Here is a 17859-nt window from a genome sequence, read left to right as displayed (position 1 = left end):
CCGGTAGCTCGTCAGGCTCATAACCTGAAGGCCGCAGGTTCAAATCCTGCCCCCGCAACCAGTCTTAGCGAAGATCCAGCCGCCTCCCACGAGGCGGCTTTTTTGTTGTCCGCCCCCGCCAGCATCGCCACCAGGTCGCCCTGCAGGTCGAGATCGTTGCGGCGATGCTCCGGATCCCAGCGCACCACGATGCGCGCGATCAGCCGGTGCAACTCGTCCGAGGCGCGGCCCGCCACCTCGCCGCCGGAGAGCGTCCGGGCGAGATCGTCGACATGAGCGCGGTAGAGCGCCGTGAGATCCTCGGAGATCCCGATCAGCGCCTCAGCGTCGGTCTCGGCCTCCATTCGCAGAGCCGCCAACTGGTCCTCGGTCTCGGTCAGCCACTCGAAGACAGACGGATTGGCGTGGCCCGCGCCGATGGCGTCGCGGAAACGCTGCCGCTTCTGCTCGAGGCTGCGGGGGGCACTGGTGCGCCGGGCAATGCGATCGCTCGCGCCCTTGTTCTGCTCGGCCAGGTGCGAGTGTAGTCGCGGCGGAACTGGCTCACGGCCTCGTCCGTCATCAGCGCCGAACGGCGGCCGTCGAGCACGATCTCCTCCACCGCCGCCTTCGAGAGGCCGGGCATCCCGGTGCAGACAGCGGGCCCTTTCTGCTTGGCGTTCGCGCAGTAGTAGCCTTTCGAGGCTCCTGATCCGGCAACATGGCCTGCTGCCGATTTCGTGGACACCAGGTTAAGTTTGCATAATGCGGGTCTCGAATGCCACTGGGCTGAGATAGCCCAGCTTCGAATGGCGTCGCTGCGGATTGTAGAGGCGCTCGACGTAGTCGAACACGTCGGCTCGGGCGGCGTCACGCGTGCAGTCGACCTTGCGGGCAGTCCGTTCGGTTTTCAGCGAGGAGAAGAAGCTCTCCATGGCTGACCTCGCCATGGTCACTCGGATCAGTGGCGCTCCCATGGCTCGATCCCACACGTTGCCGGCCCGGCTCATTGAGCAGGTGATACCGTGGTCGTGGAGCAGGCGCTGGAACTGCTCGCTGGTGTATTGCGAGCCCCGATCCGAATCATGCAGTAGCGCGTCAGCCTTCCCGCGCCGCCAGACCGCCATCATCAGGGCATCCATGACCAGAGATGCGTCCCGGTCGCCTTTCATGGACCAGCCGACGATGCGACGAGAGAACAGGTCCAGCACGACGGCGACATACAGCCAGCCCTCGGCGGTCCAGATACAGGAGAAGTCGGCCAGCCACTTCTGGTTTGGCCGATCGGCCGCAAAATTCCGGTCGAGGCCTCGCCGGTTCTCTCGGGCCGGTGGCGTTCACCGGCTCGATGTCGGCGGTAATCGAGCGCTCACCGTCATCTCTGGGCCTTCCGCGTCGCTTCGGCCGCGCTCTCATGGCATTCTGGCGCATCAGCCGATCGATCCGGTGAAGCCCGCAAGCCAGTCCGTCCTCGAGCACGTCACGCCAGACGCGGCGCGCGCGAATCCGGTCCGGTCACTGGCCTTGTCTCGATCGCCATGACGAGCTTGGCATCATGGATCTCACGAGTGCTGTTCGGGCGGTTGAGCCAGGCGTGAAAGCCTGACCGCGAGACCTCCAGCACCTCGCACAGCCAGCTGACCGGCCAGATGCGACGGTGCCTGGCGATGAAGGCGAACCTCATGTCGCCTCGCGCGCGAAAAAAGCGGCCGCTTCCTTGAGGATGTCACGCTCCGCCCGGAGCCGGGCGACCTCTTTCTTCAGTGCCGCGATCTCGGCCTGATCGGCCCGCATCTGCCCATTGCCGGGAAAAGCTGCCACAGGAGCGGCCGTCAACTCTCGCATCCAGCGCCGCAACACGCTCTCCGCCACATTCAGGTCACGGGCAGCCTGCGCCACCGCCACGCAGCGCTCGGTCACTAGCCTTACAGCCTCAGTCTTGAACTCGCGGCTGAACTTCCGTCTCGTCACGTGTAGTCTCCAGTCCCTTGGTCACGATCCTATGGTCGTGTCTACGAAACCGGCAGCAGGCCACAGTGCCCGATCACGGATCGGAACGCCTCCGCCCCCATCCTGACCCCCTTGCCCTGGACCTGAGCAAATGTCTTGCTCGCCATCTGCTTGGCCCCGAGAAACACCGGCATGCCGACCGTGCCTTCGCCGCCCACTGGCGGGCGTTGATGCTGTGCAGAACTCGTGCGCGCGGCACCATGCCGGCCTTGCGAGCAAAGCCGCCTTGGATCGGACCTGCCCGTTAAAGATTGATCGGCGAAACGATCCTGCTACTTTCTGGGGAGTATTCGCAGCAAGCTGCCGGTGTGAGCGTTTTCACCAACCACTCACGCCAAGGCACAGGGAACAACGACATGGCCGCTGTTGCACGACTGTCCGCCCTGCAAGAACGCACGATCATGGTGGTCGAGGATGAGTTCTTCCAAGCCAAGGACCTTGCCCAGGCCCTGGCGCAGGCGGGCGCGCGGCTCATGGGGCCCTTTCCCTCGCTGAGCGCTGCGATGGAGGCTTTGGAGAGCGGCAACACTGTTGATGCGGCGGTGCTGGACATCAACCTGAGGGGCCGGGTTGTCTATGACGTGGCCGATATGCTGGCCGAACGCGGCATCCCTTTTCTGTTCGCCACCGGCTACGATCCCGATCTGGTTCCTGCGGCCCATCGGGATCGGCCGGTCTGCATCAAGCCGTTCCGGATCGAAGTCCTTCTGGCCGCTGTCGCGGACCTCGTTGCTGGCCCGTCAACCACCGACGGACAGCAGCAGGCGCAGAAGCTGTCTTAGCTCGACGGGTTTTTCGGCGCGTGGGGCCTGCGCGTAAGCATGGGGAATGACTTCAGCGTCATAGCCAGTGACAAAGACGAAGGGGATGTCGCGGGCGATCAATGCGTCCGCTACCGGCCAGACCATTCGCCCTTGCAGGTTGACGTCCAGAACCGCCAGCGACGGCAGGGGACTGTGATCCAGCAACTCCAGCGCCGTGTCCACACGCGGCACCGGGCCAATGACTGTCGCGCCTTCGCCCGCAAGCCAGCTTCGCAGTTCCCCCGCAAGAAGATAATCGTCCTCGACCACCAGAACACGCCGGCCCCACAGGGCGCCTGTGCTCCGGAGCTTCCCTGACAGGATCCGGGAGTCAGGCATGCTTGTCCCTGGTGGTGGGCTGGGCCTTCTCCATGCTGGTCGAGACCGGGATCGTGATCGTGCAGCGCACCCCCTGGGGAGTGAGGTCGTAAGCGACTTCGGCGCTGAGCTGATATGGCAGTGCCTGCTCGATCAGCTCGCGGCCATAGCCGTGGCGCGTCGGCGGACCATCGGCTTTGCCCTTTGTGTCGGAACTTTCCGGCAAAGCCACGACAACGCCGCTTTCCAGCCACTCGACTTTCAGCCGGGGCAGCCCGTCCGAACCCGGAACGAGCGACCAGTTGATTTCCAGCAGACCTTCCGGCGTCGACAAGGCTCCATACTTGAGCGCATTGGTGGCCAGTTCGTGCAACCCCAGCGCCAGTGTCTGCACCGTCGAGGACTGCAGCCGGATCCCCTTGGGTCCGCGCAGCCTCACCTGCGGGCCGTTGTGGCTGCCGTCCAGGGCCCCATGTGCGTCAAGTTCCGAGCGGATCAGCTCATCGAAATCGATGCGGTCGTTTTCGTTCAGGCGCGAGAGCAGGCCGTTTACCCTTGCCAGCGCCCCAAGACGGTCACCGATGCGCTCGTTGAAGTCGTCCAGCGAGGTACTGCTTGTCAGCGTCTGCTCCATGATCACGCGGACGACGCCAAGGAGGTTGCGAGTGCGGTGCTGCAGTTCGGCCACCAGCACCGTCAGCCGCTCGGCCGAGGCTGCCTCGTCGGTGGCGTCGTGGCCCACGCCTGCGATCCACAGCACCCGGCCATCCGGGTCGCGAATGGGAAAGCCCGTTTCGCGCAGAAGGCGGACCTGCCCCGTTGCGGGACAGGCGATGCGATACTCGAAGGGATGCCGCTCGCCTTGACGGACACGTTCCAAGGCCTCGCTGGCGCGCTCCCGGTCCTCGGGCAGGATCCTGTCGAGCCAGTTGTGCAGGGTGTCGCCCTGCAGCACCTCGTCGAGCCCGATGCCGTAGATCCGCTCGAAGGCCGGGCTGATATATTCGAATGCGAGCGTTTCGGCGCTCCTGATCCACAGCACGTCCGAGGAGGCCTCGCCGAAGGCGGTCAGGCGGGCCTCCGTCTCGCGCAGCCGGGTCTCGGCACGAACCCGCTCGACCGCGACCCAGATCCGCTCGGCTGCCTCGCGGAGTGTTGTGACCTCCTCCCCGGTCCATTCCCGCGGCGCGGTGTCGGTGACGCAGAGCGCGCCCACCAACCGACCTTCCTTGATGAGCGGCGCGCCCATCCAGGCGGTGATTTCCAGTGCGGCCGCGGCGGGCCGCTCGGTCGCGGGCACCAGGGGCGAGATGCGGGTGTCCGTGATCACCTGGCAGTCGCCCTGGCGCAGCATCTCGGCCTGCCACGCGAGGTCCGCAATCTGATGCTCGCCCGCCAGCGACGGCGCGCCCTCCCGGACGTGATCGCGCTCGACCCGGGCCGTTCCGGCCTCCTCGTCCACCTCGACGTAATAGGCGCGGTCCACGTCCAGATGCTCGGCCAGGATCTGCGACGCCGCACCCAGGATCGCCGCCGGATCGGTCAGCGGCCGCAGTGCATCCGACAGCCGCAGCAGAAAAGCCTGCCGTGCCTCGCTGGCGCGCAGCGCGGCCTCGGTGGCGCGCTGGCCGGTCACGTCCTGGCCGATCTTCAGGAAGCCCGTGTGCTGGCCATTCGGCCCCCGCAAGGGCCGGGTCGTGCCGTTGATGAAGACGCGACTGCCGTCCTTGCGCAGATGCCAGCGCACATCAGGCGCCAGACCGTTTTCCAGGGCGGTCTGGCGCTCCTGGGCGGGCTGGCCGGTTTCGCGGTCTTCGGGGGTGAAGGTGATGTCCATGGGACGACCCACCGCTTCGTCCTCGCTCCAGCCGAAGACCTGCTCGGCTCCGGGCGGCCAGGTCTCGATCCTGCCGGCCGTGTCGGTGGTGAAGATCGCGTAGTCGCGGGCGGTTTCCACGATGGCACGGAACCGCTCCTCGCTGCGGCGCAACCGTTCCTCGGCTTCGCGCCGGGCGGTGACGTCGACAAAGGTGACGACCACGCCCGCGATGAAGTTGTCGGTGCTGCGATAGGGCAGCACGCGGGCAATATAGCGGGCATGGGTGTCGGGATTGTCGATCTCGCGCTCGACCGGCGCCAGGGTGCGCAGCACCCGGCGGGCGTCCTCGGCCAGCCCGTCATAGCCCACGCGCGCCTTGATATGGGCAATGGGGCGGCCCTCGTCGGATTCGACCAGGTGGAAGATATCGACGATGGCGGGGGTGAAGTTCGTGACCCGCAGCTCGCTGTCCAGGAACAGCGTGGCAATCTGGGTGGATTCGAGGAAGTTCTTGAGGTCGCTGTTCGCCCGCCCGAGTTCCTGCACCCGATGGGCCAGCTCGCCATTGACGGTGGTCAGCTCCTCGTTGACGGACTGCAGCTCCTCCTTCGAAGTTTCCAGCTCCTCGTTGGCGCTCTGCAGTTCCTCGTTCAGCGACTGGTATTCCTCGTTCGAGGACTTCAGTTCCTCGTTGGTGCTTTCCAGCTCCTCAATGGTCGCCTGCAGGCGGTCGCGGGTCAGGCGCAGCTCGTCTTCCAGCCGGCGCAGGTGCTCGTCCCGGCTGCCGGGATCGATGCTGCTGGTGCGGCCAGGATCAGGCGATGCGCCACAGTCCTTGAAGACCACAAGGAAGCCTTGCTGACTACCAGCCATGGGGCTGCGCGGCTCGACGATCAGGTCCACCCGTAGACGATGGCCATTGCTCCCGATCTCGAGCCCGCTCACCTCGACCGGCTCACCATGTTCGGACGCGCGGCCCAGAGCCGCGCGCAGTTCCGCCCGCAGGACCGGATGGGCGAGCTGCAGCAGGTTCAGCGACGCCGCCCCGCTGGCCGGGGCGAGAAAGCGCCCCATCTGCCCCGAAAAATGCAGCACGTTGTGGGCCTCGTCGATGACAACAAAGGCGGGATTGTGCCGCTCCATCGCATGCTCGGCCCATCGGGTCAGGTCGCCGGCACTGCGGGAATCCCTGGCCGCGACCTCGGGCTTTGCGTGGGACACCCAGCTCCGGTCGACCGCCGTGAACGGGAAGTCGGGGAAGACACGCGTCGCCGTGTCCAGCCGCCGGAAGATGCGCGAGCGCGCCTCGATCGGGGCGAAGAGGTTCTGATGGCGCGAGGCGTTTTCCGAATTGCCGAGGAACAGGAAGCCCCCCGGCCGCAGCGCGAAGTGGAACAGCGGGATCACCTTTTCCTGCAGGTCCGCGTCGAGATAGATCAGCAGGTTGCGGCAGGACACGAGGTCCAGGCGCGAGAAGGGCGCGTCCTTGATCAGGCTGTGTTGCGAGAAGATGCACATCTCACGCAGTTCCTTGACGACACAATAGATGTCGCCTTCCTTGACGAACCACCGCGCCAGCCGTTCCGGCGTCATCTGGCCGGCGATGCTGTCGGGATAGCGGCCGGCCCGTCCCCCCGACAGCGCCCGCCCGTCCAGATCCGAGGCGAAGATCTGAACCTGTGGCGGATCGTCCAGCTTCGCGCGGTGCTCGGCCAGCAGGATGGCCAGGGAATAGGCCTCCTCGCCGGTCGAGCAGCCCGCGACCCAGACCCGCAGGGGCTCGCTGCCGCGCTTGCCCTCGAACAGGCGGGGGATCACCTCCTGCTCCAGCAGCCCCCATTCCTTCTTGTCGCGGAAGAACTCGGTCACGCCGATCAGAAGATCGTTGAACAGGTTCTGAGGCTCGTCGGCCGAGGTGCGCAGCAGTTCGATATAGGACGGCAGATCGTCAATCAGCAGCGCCTGCATCCGGCGCTGCACCCGCCGCAGGAAGGTGCCGCGCTTGTAGCCGTGGAAGTCGTGTCCGGTCTTCTGGCGCAGCAGCCCGGCGATCGTGTCCAGCGCCTGAGCCGCCTCGACGACGTCGGCCGCCCCGGCATCCTCCGCCTCGACCGAAGTTTCGGGCGGGTGGCGCAGGGCCTGCTCGATCAGCGCGGAAAGGCGCGCAGGGATCTCCTCGACCGGAAGGACGGCATCGGCCAGCGTGGCTGGGCCGTCGCTGTGGGCCAGATCCTCGGGCACGCATTCGGCCAGCACCACGCCGCCCACAACCTTCAGCTCGCGCATGCCAAGAGTGCCGTCGCCATCGGTGCCGTTCAGGGCGACGCCGATCACCCGCTCACCCTGGTCATGCGCCAGCGAGACCAGGAAGCTGTCGATGATGCCCTGCAGTCCGGGAGCCTGGTCGGTGGGCTGGGCGACGAAGCACGCCCCCTCGACTGTCACGACCATGTCGGGCGGGTTGAGGTAAAGCCGCTCCGCCTCGACCGTCATTCCGTCTTCGATCCAAACCAGATCGTGCCCGCTCTCGGACGCGGCCTGCCGGAAGCTCTCCTCGTCGAAGGCCTCCATGTGCTGCATCACCACGACCAGGGCGGCATCCACCGGGGGCAGAAGCCTCAGCAGCGCATGAACCGAACCGGCGCAAGCTGCCGAAGCCGTGATCGCCGCGACGACCTGTGCAGGCTCGCTCCGGTCGGAAACCGTATCCTTGGACATCTCTACCCGGCCTTTCGCATCCGTCATCGCGAAACACGCCCCCTCATGGCAGGACGGCCCCAGGCATCTGGGCGGCGGAACGTGCAGCTATCTGTCATCGGCAGGCGGTCCCTTCAAGCCTGATCCTGACCTCCTTCGTCGCCCGAGGGCTCGGGCGGCCGCATGGACCTGAGCACCGCGCGGCGGATCGTGTCGGCATAGCGGCGGTATTCCTCGGCCCGTTCCTGATACATCTCGGCCACCGCGCGGCGACCCGCCTGCCGGCCATCCTCGGCCATGCGCGACACCAGCTCGGCCCGTTCCTCGATGACCCGCAGGGCCACCCGCAGCGCCTCGTCCACCGCGCTCTCCTGCTCGTAGGCAAGGACCTCGGCCGTCTTGGCATGGCCCACCTGGCAGCGGAAGCGCAGCGGGCCCGGCTCGCGCAGCTGCGACAGCACGCCTCCGCAGTCGGGGCAGACCAGCGGCGAGGGGTCTGCGATGCGGCCGAGAACCCCGCTGTCGACCCGCTCGCCCGCTGCAATGTCCACCTCGATCCGGATCTCGGGGGGGATCGGCACGTGGGGACCGGCAGATTCGCGCGCGAGGTCGGCCAGCACGTCGCCGATCCGCGCCCCCGGCGCGACCAGATCGGCCGACACCGCCCTCAGACCCGCCAGCGGCATCTCGTCGGCGATGGCGTCCCCGGGGTCCTGCACCAACGCCATCCCCCCGCAGCGCTTGATAGCCGACAGGCCCGCCGCGCCATCGTTCAGCATCCCGCTGAGCAGCACCCCCACGACGCGTGGCCCATAGGCCACCGCGGCCGAGCGGAACAGCGGGTCGATGGCAGGACGCGCCATGTTCTCGCGCGGGCCGCGGCCCAGCAGGATACGGCCTTCGGCCAGCAGGAGATGGCGGTCGGGAACGCCCAGGTAGATATGGCCGGGCTCGATCTGCATCCCGTCCTCGGCCGGTCGCACGGCCATGTGCCCGGCCGCCTGCGCCACGGTGGCAAGGATGCCGATGCTGCGGGCGGGGATGTGCAGCACGACAAAGACGGCCGCCGGAAGGTCGCGGGGAAGACCGCCCAGGATCTGCTTCAGCGGGGCGGTCGCGCCCGATGATCCGCCGATGACGATGATGTCGCGGTTGTTCATGCATCGCTCCCTTTCTTCATCGCCAATCAGAAGAAACTGCGCCCGGTGGTGGCGTGTTCCCTTGCGGTGGGCTTGTCATCGCGGGGAACGCTGCTTCGCCAGTTCAGCGCCTGCCTCACGGGGAAGGGAACCATGCCGGATCTTGCGATGGAACGTGCCCATCTTGCCTTGGCCGAGCGCGACATCCTGGAAGGTGAGGATCGGGTCTTCCGGCAGGAGGAACTCGTGGCGCTCATGCGGTCACGGAATCAGGATACGACCGAGGCCGAAGCGCTGCTGCGGTTACTCCGGGAAACGCTGCTGATATGGAGGGCGCATCGGGACCAGATCCTTCGCACGATCGCCAACCTGCAGAACTGAGCCTGCGCCTCACCCAAGGCATGTATCGCATCGCTCGTGCCATGGGACTGGAAGGCTCTGATTGCCGATCTGACTGGCAGGCCTGTCTCTGCCGGACCTGCCAGTCTGCCTGTCCCTGGCGATCCTGACGACTTTCCTTCCCGAATACGCGTACCGAGAAATGCAGGAACCGCATCGCCGAACTGGTCGCGATGATCAGCGAGCGGCAGTGATGGAACTCTTTCCAGTCCTTCGCGGCCGCTTGCGACTGTGTGCGGTTAGAGCCAGGTACTCCTAGATGTGTGCTCGACTTTTCTTGACCTATCCCAACTTCAGCAGGTTCCCGATTGCCGTGTGGACCTGCGCCGTGTCGAAGGGCTTGGCCAGGAGTGTAGCGGCCCGTGTCGGCAGTTCGTCAGCATCCGCGCGGAAACCTGAGATGAAGAGTACCGGCAGATCACTACGGCGCTCGCGCAGCAACTCGCAAAGGCGAGGACCATTTAGCTGCCCTGGCATCACGCAATCGGTGACCAGAAGGTCGATACTCGCGGGATCCAGTGCCTCTGCCGCTGCGTCGGCGCTGTCAAAGCTCGTGACTGCGCAGCCCAGTTCGCCCAGCATACCGCAGGTGACATCGCGCAGGGCGTCGTTGTCCTCGACCACGGCCACGCGCAACCCGGTCAGGTCCACCGACGCGGCAGGCGGAGTGTTCTGGGCCAGCCCCGCGGGGTTCTGCATCGGCGGCAGGTAGAGATGCACGGTCGTGCCCTCGCCCGGCGCGCTCTCGATCCGCAGCCCGCCCCCCGACTGGCGCAGGAATCCATAGATCGAACTCAGCCCCAGCCCCGTCCCCTTGTCCGGTCCCTTTGTCGTGAAGAAGGGCTCCAACGCGCGGGCCTGGGTCTCGGCATCCATGCCCGTGCCGCTGTCGGCAACCGACAGGCGGAGGAAGGCCTGCACCGGCAGGCCTGCCATCGCGGCCTCATCCGCATCCAGTTCGACCAGCCGCGCGGTCACCGCCAGGCTGCCGCCGTCGGGCATCGCGTCGCGGGCGTTCACCACCAGATTGACGATCGCGCCCTCGAACTGCGAGGCGTCGATCCACACCGGCGGCAGGTCCGCGGGGATGTCCAGCGTCGCGGTGACGGTCTCGCCCAGCACGCGTTCGAACAGCCCGCGCAGGCGATCCATCTCCGATGTCACGTCCAGTTCGCGAGGTTGCAGCTTCTGCCGGCGGGCGAAGCCCAGCAGCCGCTTGGTCAGGTCGGCGCAGCTTTGCGCGGCCTGCAGCGCCAGTGCCAGCCGCCCCCGGCTGCGGTCGTCCAGCTCGGCGGTGGCCTGCACCCGGTCCAGCGAGCCGATGATGACGCCCAGCATGTTGTTGAAGTCATGTGCGACCCCGCCCGAAAGCTGCCCGATTGCCTCAAGCTTCTGGGCATGGGTCAGCTGCTCCTCCAGCCGCTTGCGGCTGGTGATGTCGGTGACGACGCCCGAAATCATCAACCCGTCCTCGCCCTCGTCGCCGGCGCTGGCGCGCTCCATCATCCAGCGCTCGTCGCGGCCGCACTGGATGCGGTATTCGATCTCGTAGCCTTGGGGCAGCGCGGCCAGCGCCGCCGCCAGCCGCGGCCGGTCGTCGGGATGGACGCGGTCCATCCAGTCGCCGATGATGAAATCGGGATCGTCCGCCGCCCCGCAGAGCACCTGGACATTGCCGCCGACGAAGCGGCGCGCCTCCTCGCCCGGCTCGATCACGAACAGCGCCAGCGGCAGCGCGTCTAGCACCAGCGCCTGGGTCATCAGCGTGCGTTCCAGCTCGCGCGCGACCTCGGCCTCGCGGGCGCGGACGGCGAGGTTCTCGGCCATCAGCTGGCGCTCGGCCTCGGCCTTCAGGGCGATCTGGCGGCGCTGCTCGTAAAGCTGGGCGAAGACCTGCACCTTGGACCGCAGGATCAGCGGCTCGGCAGGCTTGAGGACGTAATCGACCGCGCCTGCGGCATAGCCGCGGAACTGGTGCGAGGTCTCCTTGTCGACGCCCGACAGGAAGATGATCGGCACGTGGCGCGAGCGTTCGCGCTGGCGGATCAGCTCGGCGGTCTCGTAGCCGTCCATGCCGGGCATCCGGACGTCCAGCAGGATCACCGCGAATTCGTGGCGCAGCACGGCGCGCAGGGCCTCGGCCCCCGAAGACGCGGTGACGACCGGATGGCCGAGATCGGCCAGCACGGCCTGCGCCGCGACCAGGTTGGCCTCGTCGTCATCGACGACGAGGATCCGGGCCGGCGCGTCGGCCGCGGCGCCGCTCACGCCACCGTCCCCCGCGGCTTGCGGCGCTTGATCCAGGTGCGCAGCACCGCGATCAACTCCTCCTTCTCGACGGGCTTGGACAGGTAGTCCGAGGCCCCCGCGTTGAAGCAGCGCTCTCGGTCCTCGGCCATGGCCTTGGCCGTCACCGCGATCAGCGGCAGCTCGCGGAAGCGGGCATCCGCGCGGATGCGCTGCATCACCTCGTAGCCGTCCATCTCGGGCATCATGATGTCCACCAGCACCGCCGCAAGGTCGGGCTGGGCGTCCAGCAGGGCCAGTCCCGCAGCCCCACTTTCGGCGCTGACGACCTCGATGCCGTGGTCCTCGAGCAGCGCGGTCATCGAGAAGATGTTGCGGATGTCGTCATCGATCACCGCGACCCGCTGGCCGTCCAGCAGTTCGTCGCGGCAGCGCACGGCGGTGATCGCGGCGCGCAAGGATTCGGGCAGGCCGTCCCAGCGCAGCTTGAGCGTGGCCACCAGCGCGTCCAGCAGCCGGCCCTCGCCCCCCGTCTCGCTGCGGATCACCAGCTCGGCGCCAAGGCGGGCGATGGCACCGGCCGCCGTGGCGCCGGGCGCGGCGTCCAGCCCCACCACGACCGGCGGCGCGTCCTTGCGCGCGGCCAGCGCCGCCAGCAACTCGCCCACCGCCTTGTCGGCGGTCGCGGCGACGACCATCACCGCGTCGGCGGGCGTCTGCAGCGCGGCCGCGGCCTTGGCGGGGGTCACCTCCTCTAGCGCCAGTCCCTCGATGCCGTCCAGCAGCGGGCGCAGCTCGGCGGTCACGCGGGCGCCCGGGCGGACCATGACGACCCGCCACGTGCGGCGGGTGGCCTGCGCCCTGAGGCTGTCGAAGACCTCGATCAGCCGCTCGCGGCTGACGGGCTTGCCGGAATATTCGATCCCGCGCCCGCGCAGCCGTTCCTCGTCATCGACGACGGAAATCAGATGCACCGGCAGGTGGCGCATCTCGCGGTCAGTAGTGATGCGGTCCACCAGCGCCCAGCCGTCCACGTCGGGCAACTGGATGTCGAGGCTGACCGCGTCGGGCCGCTGGTGGCGGATGACCGAGGGCAGTTCGCGTCCGCGGGCGATGATGAGGCCATCGAAGCCGCGCTCGGTCGCGATCTCCTGCAGGATGCCGGCGAAGACCGGGTCGTCCTCGACGATGGCGACCAGCGGGCGACTGCCGTCGCGGCGGGCCGGAATGGGGGCCGGGGCAGGGGTCTCGGACATCCAGCCGGTGGCGCGCGGGGCATCGACGGAGACCGGCCGGTTTCCGGCCGCAGGCCCGGACACCGCCTCGGCCTCGGCGCGCGCGGGCTGCGGGGCTGCCGCAGGCCGGGACGGGGCGGGTTCGGGCGGCGCGGGCAGGGCGGCGGGGACCGCAGGCAGGGACAGGACGTCGCCTGCCTCGGAGTCCGCAAGCCCGCTTTCCAGCGGCAGGTACAGGGTGAAGCGGCTGCCCTGGCCGGGCGTCGATTCCAGCCGGATCTCGCCGCCCAGCAGCGTCGCCAGTTCGCGGCTGATCGACAGGCCCAGTCCGGTGCCGCCATAGCGGCGTGAGGTGGTGCCGTCTGCCTGCTGGAAGGCCTCGAAGATCACCTGCTGCTGGGCCGGCGCCACGCCGATCCCGGTGTCGATGACGGCAAAGGCCACCCGGCGCGAGGCCGCCGCAAGGCGGGCGTTGCGGAAGCCCTGCCCGGCGGGGGCAAGGTCCACCTCCAGCCGGACGCTGCCGCGTTCGGTGAACTTGATCGCGTTCGACAGCAGGTTCTTGACCACCTGCTGCAGCCGCGGGGCGTCGGTCGTCATCATCGCCGGCAGGTCGGGCGACAGCTCGATCACGAAGTCCAGCCCCTTCTGCTCGGCCATGGCGCGGAACTGGCGGTCCATCGTCTGGGCGAAGTCGGGGAAGCGCATGGATTCGAGGTTCAGCACGATCGTGCCGCTCTCGATCTTGGACAGGTCGAGGATGTCGTTGATCATCCGCAGAAGGTCGTCGCCCGCCGCATGGATGGTCGAGGCCTGCTCGATCTGCTTTTCCGACAGGTTGCCGCGGCCATTCTCGGCCAGAAGCTTGGACAGGATCAGCAGGCTGTTCAGCGGCGTCCTGAGTTCATGGCTCATGTTGGCCAGGAACTCGGACTTGTACTTCGAGGTCAGCGCAAGCTGCTCGGCCTTGTCCTCCAGCTCCTCGTTCTTGACGCGCAGGGCTTCCTGCTGCTGGCGCAGCATCTCCTCGCTTTCGCGCATCCGGGTGGCCTGTTCTTCAAGCCGCTCGTTCGACGAACGCAGTTCGTCCTGCTGGCTTTGCAGTTCGGACGCGAGGATCTGCGACTGGCTCAGCAGCGTCTCGGTCCGCATCGAGGCGCTGATGCCGTTCAGCACGACGCCGATGGATTCCACCAGTTGGTCGAGGAAGGCGACATGCGTCTCGGTGAAGCGGTTGAACGAAGCAAGCTCGATGATCGCCAGCACGCGCCCCTCGAACAGCACCGGCAGCGCGATGATGTTCAGCGGCGTGGCCTCGCCCAGGCCCGAGCGGATGCGGACATAATCCGGGGGCACGTTGGTCAGCAGGATGCGCTCGCGTTCCACGGCGCACTGGCCGATCAGTCCCTCGCGCGGGCGGATGCGGCTGGCCAGGAACTTGCGCTCGGTCATCGCATAGGTGGCGGCCAGTTCGAAGACGGGGCCGTCGTCATCCTCGGCGGCAAGCCAGATCGCGCCATGCTGGACGTTGATCAGGGGCGCCAGTCCCGACAGCAGGACGTTGCAGACGGTTTCCAGGTCGCGCTGGCCCTGCACGAGGCGGGTGAAGCGCGTCAGGTTGGTCTTCAGCCAGTCCTGCTCGCGGTTGACCTCGGTCGTGTCGCGCAGGTTGGCGATCATCCGGTTGATGTCGTTCTTCAGCGCGCCGACCTCGCCCTTGGCCTCGACCGAGATCGAGCGCGTCAGGTCGCCCTCGGCCACGGCGGTCGCCACCTCGGCGATGGCGCGGACCTGGGTGGTCAGGTTGTCGGCCAGCTGGTTCACGTTGTCGGTCAGGTCGCGCCACAGGCCCGAGGCGCCCGGCACGCGCGCCTGGCCCCCCAGCTTGCCCTCGATCCCGACCTCGCGGGCGACGTCCGTGACCTGGTCGCCGAAGGTCGCCAGCGTGTCGATCATCTCGTTGATCGTCTCGGCCAGGTCCGCGATCTCGCCCTTCACGTCCAGCGTCAGCTTGCGCTTGAGATCGCCGTTCGCGACCGCCGTGACCACGCGCGCGATGCCGCGCACCTGGTTGGTGAGGTTGTCGGCCATCAGGTTGACGTTGTCGGTCAGGTCGGCCCAGGTCCCGGCCACGCCCGGCACCTGCGCCTGGCCGCCCAGCTTGCCCTGGGTGCCGACCTCGCGCGCGACCCGCGTCACTTCCGATGCGAAGGCGTTCAGCTGGTCCACCATCGTGTTGATGGTGTTCTTCAGGGCCAGGATCTCGCCCCGCGCATCGACGGTGATTTTCTTCGACAGGTCGCCGCGCGCCACGGCGGTCGTGACCTCGGCGATGTTGCGAACCTGTTCCGTCAGGTTCGAGGCAAGGCCGTTCACGTTCTCGGTCAGGTCGCGCCAGGTGCCCTCGACGCCCTCGACGCGGGCCTCGCCGCCCAGCTTGCCCTCGGTCCCCACGTCGCGGGCGACGCGCGTCACCTCGAAGGCGAAGCGGTTGAGCCGGTCGACCATCGTGTTGATGGTCTCCTTCAGCTCCTGCATCTCGCCCTGGACCTGGACGGTGATCTTCTTGGACAGGTCGCCGCGCGCGACGGCGGTCGTGACCTCGGCGATGTTGCGGACCTGGCCGGTCAGGTTCTCGGCCATCTGGTTCACGCGGCCGGTCAGGTCGGCCCAGGTGCCGGCGACGCCCTCGACGCGCGCCTGGCCCCCCAGCCGCCCCTCGGTCCCCACCTCGCGGGCGACCCGCGTCACTTCCGAGGCGAAGGCCGAAAGCTGGTCCACCATCGTGTTGATGGTGTTCTTCAGTTCCGCAATCTCGCCCTTGGCATCGACGGTGATCTTCTTGGACAGGTCGCCGCGGGCCACGGCGGTCGTGACCTCGGCAATCTCGCGGACCTGGCTGGTCAGGTTGGTCGCAAGGCCATTGACGCTTTGCGTCAGACGCCGCCAGGTTCCCGCCACGCCCTCGACCTCGGCCTGGCCGCCGAGGATGCCCTCGGTTCCGACCTCGCGCGCGACCCGCGTCACTTCCGAGGCGAAGGACGACAGCTGCTCGACCATCGTGTTGATGACCTGCTTGATCTGCAGGATCTCGCCCTGGGCATCGACGGTGATCTGCTGGGTCAGGTCGCCCGAGGCGATGGCGGTGGCGACCTTGCTGACGTCGCGCAGCTGGATCGTCAGGTTGCCGGCCATGCCGTTCACGCTGTCGGTCAGGTCGCGCCAGGTGCCAGCGACGCCCTCGACCCGCGCCTGCCCGCCCAGCTTGCCCTCGGTCCCGACCTCGCGGGCGACCCGCGTCACCTCGGAGGCAAAGGCGTTCAGCTGGTCTACCATCGTGTTGACGGTGTCCTTCAGCGTCAGCAGCTCGCCCTGGACATCGACCGTGATCTTCTTCGACAGGTCGCCACGCGCGACGGCGGTCGTGACATCGGCAATGTTGCGCAGCTGCCCCGTCAGGTTCGAGGCCATGGCGTTCACGTTGTCGGTCAGGTCGCGCCAGGTGCCGGCGACACCCTCGACGCGGGCCTGCCCGCCCAGCTTGCCCTCGGTCCCGACCTCGCGGGCGACCCGGCTGACCTCGGAGGCAAAGGACTTCAGCCGGTCCACCATGGTGTTGATGGCGTCCGCCGTCTGCAGCAGGTCGCCCTTCAGCGGCCGGCCGGCAAGCTCCAGCGGCACCGATTGCGACAGGTCGCCCTCGGCCACGGCGCGGACGACGCGGGTGATCCCCTCGCCGTGAAGCATGCTGCCCTGGATCAGGCCGTTGACCGAATCCACCGCCTCGCGCCAGCCGCCGGTGGCGCCTTCCAGGTGGATGCGCTCGGTCGTCTGTCCCTCGTGGACGACCGCCTGCTGCAGCCGCGCCAGTTCGGCGACCAGCGCGCGGTTCTGATCGGCCAGCATGTTGTAGGCCTCGGCGAGTTGCGCGGTCTCGCCATCCTCGAGCAGGGTGATCGAGAAATCCCCGCGCGCGATCGCACGCAGGGCCGCGGTCAGTCCGACAGGGCTGCCGTCCGTCTGGGTCAGGTTCTGGGGCATGGTCGTTCCGTGGTCAGTCGGCATTGCGCAGGCGGGCCGCGCGCTGCAGCACGGCGGTCAGGTCGTCGGGCATGCAGGGCTTTTCGACCACCGCCACCGGCTTGAGCGCGGCGACGGCAGGATCGTCGGCAAGGCCGCTGTCGCCCGAGATGAAGATGATGGCGATGTCCTGGTCGCGGACCATGGTCCCGGCCGCCTCGATCCCGCTGGCTCCGCCCTTCAGGTTGGCGTCCATCAGCGCGATGTCGGGCCGGTGCTGCTGCGCCAGCGCGACCGCGTCGGGGGCGGTGCGGGCGACGCCCACCACCTCGAAGCCGGCGTCCTCGACGAGGTCAGCCAGGAACATCGAGACAAGGACCTCATCCTCGGCGATCAGCACACGGAGCTTGGCAGACGTGGACATGCGGTTCTTTCGATTGGGCTAGGAATGAGAGCGCGTTGACAGGTATGGCACGCAGCATCTGGCCGCAATCGTCCGTCTGCAGCTCTCGAGGCTTCGCAGCCCGGATCGCGCCGCATGCCTCAACTGAAAAACATGGCCGTCAAGAAGGTCGTGCTGATGATGTGAGCGCCCCCCGATGGCATCTCTGTGGCGGGGTGGGTCTGCAACGATCCACAGAGGGGGCGGTCACGTCATCACAGCCGCGGCAACCTGAACGATCAATGCCGCTGAGGGGGTCTTTTCCGCCGCTGTCACGCGTCTGTCATTCTTCGAGATCCAGCCTTTGCCTGCGGAATGGGCGGCGTCCGGGCCTGTGGCAGCCAACGCAGTTGCGATCCTCCTTCCTGCTGCCATCTCGACACACCGAGCATGATCGCTCCCACTCACCCTGGGTCCAGGGTAGGGCCAGGCGCCGCTTTTCTGTTGTCGCGAAATCAGGCACGCTCCCGCTTGACGCCACCACAGCCGGAAGGCGCACGGATGCCCTGCCTGCTCGTCAACATCGACGTGCCCGACCTCGCCCGAGGGACCGCGTTCTAAGCGCGGCCTTCGGCCTTGAACCGGGCAGGCGCATCGGCCCCCGTGCCATCGAGTTGCTGGGGCTGGATGCGCCGATCTATCTTCTGGAACGGCAGACCGGATCCTTTGTGGACCCGGCAGGCAGTGGCACGCGAAGTTATGAGCGGCACTGGACCCCGGTCCATCTCGACGTGGTTGTCGAGGATCTGGA

The 17859-nt window shown here is 67.6% G+C and carries 9 protein-coding genes and 1 pseudogene; 2 read left to right on the top strand and 8 right to left on the bottom strand.

Going from position 1 to position 17859, the window contains the following annotated elements:
* Window positions 1-17: 17 nt before the first annotated feature.
* Both ACFFII_RS08280 and ACFFII_RS08275 read right to left on the bottom strand, forming a co-directional pair.
* Window positions 18-344 (bottom strand): hypothetical protein, encoded by a 327-nt coding sequence (locus ACFFII_RS08280; protein WP_377698422.1) that lies wholly within the window; start codon window positions 342-344, stop codon window positions 18-20.
* A 387-nt stretch (window positions 345-731) separates the two neighbouring features.
* A pseudogene (locus tag ACFFII_RS08275) lies at window positions 732-1950 on the bottom strand (IS3 family transposase).
* A gap of 290 nt (window positions 1951-2240) precedes the next feature.
* Here ACFFII_RS08275 and ACFFII_RS08270 point away from each other — a divergent pair.
* Complete coding sequence (locus tag ACFFII_RS08270; protein ID WP_377698421.1) at window positions 2241-2771, top strand: response regulator; 531 nt, start codon at window positions 2241-2243, stop codon at window positions 2769-2771.
* Here the strand turns inward: ACFFII_RS08270 and ACFFII_RS08265 are convergent.
* The 3 genes from ACFFII_RS08265 to ACFFII_RS08255 form a co-directional block, all read right to left on the bottom strand.
* Window positions 2730-3062, bottom strand: coding sequence for a response regulator (locus ACFFII_RS08265; RefSeq protein WP_377698420.1), 333 nt, complete (start codon window positions 3060-3062; stop codon window positions 2730-2732). The genes ACFFII_RS08270 and ACFFII_RS08265 overlap by 42 nt on opposite strands.
* 61 nt (window positions 3063-3123) lie before the next feature.
* Entirely contained in the window at window positions 3124-7647 is a 4524-nt protein-coding gene (locus ACFFII_RS08260; protein ID WP_377698419.1) for a CheR family methyltransferase, read from the bottom strand.
* Between the two features lie 113 nt (window positions 7648-7760).
* Window positions 7761-8786: a chemotaxis protein CheB gene (locus ACFFII_RS08255; protein ID WP_377698418.1), complete on the bottom strand. Its 1026-nt coding sequence runs from the start codon at window positions 8784-8786 to the stop codon at window positions 7761-7763.
* 132 nt (window positions 8787-8918) lie between these two features.
* Here ACFFII_RS08255 and ACFFII_RS08250 point away from each other — a divergent pair, with 132 nt between their 5' ends.
* Entirely contained in the window at window positions 8919-9146 is a 228-nt protein-coding gene (locus tag ACFFII_RS08250) for a hypothetical protein (RefSeq protein WP_377698417.1), read from the top strand.
* Window positions 9147-9446: 300 nt separating this feature from the next.
* On the opposite strand, the gene ACFFII_RS08245 is transcribed toward ACFFII_RS08250, so the two are convergent.
* The 3 genes from ACFFII_RS08245 to ACFFII_RS08235 are packed head-to-tail and all read right to left on the bottom strand — an operon-like array spanning window position 9447 to window position 17090.
* Window positions 9447-11432 (bottom strand): response regulator, encoded by a 1986-nt coding sequence (locus ACFFII_RS08245; RefSeq protein ID WP_377698416.1) that lies wholly within the window; start codon window positions 11430-11432, stop codon window positions 9447-9449.
* On the bottom strand, window positions 11429-16687 hold the full coding sequence (locus ACFFII_RS08240; RefSeq protein WP_377698415.1) for a HAMP domain-containing protein: 5259 nt from the start codon (window positions 16685-16687) through the stop codon (window positions 11429-11431). Before ACFFII_RS08240 ends, ACFFII_RS08245 begins: the two co-directional genes overlap by 4 nt.
* 13 nt (window positions 16688-16700) lie before the next feature.
* Complete coding sequence (locus ACFFII_RS08235; protein ID WP_377698414.1) at window positions 16701-17090, bottom strand: response regulator; 390 nt, start codon at window positions 17088-17090, stop codon at window positions 16701-16703.
* Window positions 17091-17859 lie beyond the last annotated feature (769 nt).

Origin of the sequence: Paracoccus niistensis, from assembly GCF_042432925.1 — a bacterium.
GTDB lineage: Bacteria > Pseudomonadota > Alphaproteobacteria > Rhodobacterales > Rhodobacteraceae > Paracoccus > Paracoccus niistensis.
This window is presented reverse-complemented; position numbering and strand designations above follow the sequence as displayed.

Bases quoted from the DNA above. Each gene is read 5' to 3' on its own strand.
- ACFFII_RS08280 (WP_377698422.1), bottom strand. From the start codon at position 344: ATGGAGGCCGAGACCGACGCTGAGGCGCTGATCGGGATCTCCGAGGAT.
- ACFFII_RS08260 (WP_377698419.1), bottom strand. From the start codon at position 7,647: ATGTCCAAGGATACGGTTTCCGACCGGAGCGAGCCTGCACAGGTCGTC.
- ACFFII_RS08255 (WP_377698418.1), bottom strand. From the start codon at position 8,786: ATGAACAACCGCGACATCATCGTCATCGGCGGATCATCGGGCGCGACC.
- ACFFII_RS08250 (WP_377698417.1), top strand. From the start codon at position 8,919: ATGCCGGATCTTGCGATGGAACGTGCCCATCTTGCCTTGGCCGAGCGC.
- ACFFII_RS08240 (WP_377698415.1), bottom strand. From the start codon at position 16,687: ATGCCCCAGAACCTGACCCAGACGGACGGCAGCCCTGTCGGACTGACC.
- ACFFII_RS08235 (WP_377698414.1), bottom strand. From the start codon at position 17,090: ATGTCCACGTCTGCCAAGCTCCGTGTGCTGATCGCCGAGGATGAGGTC.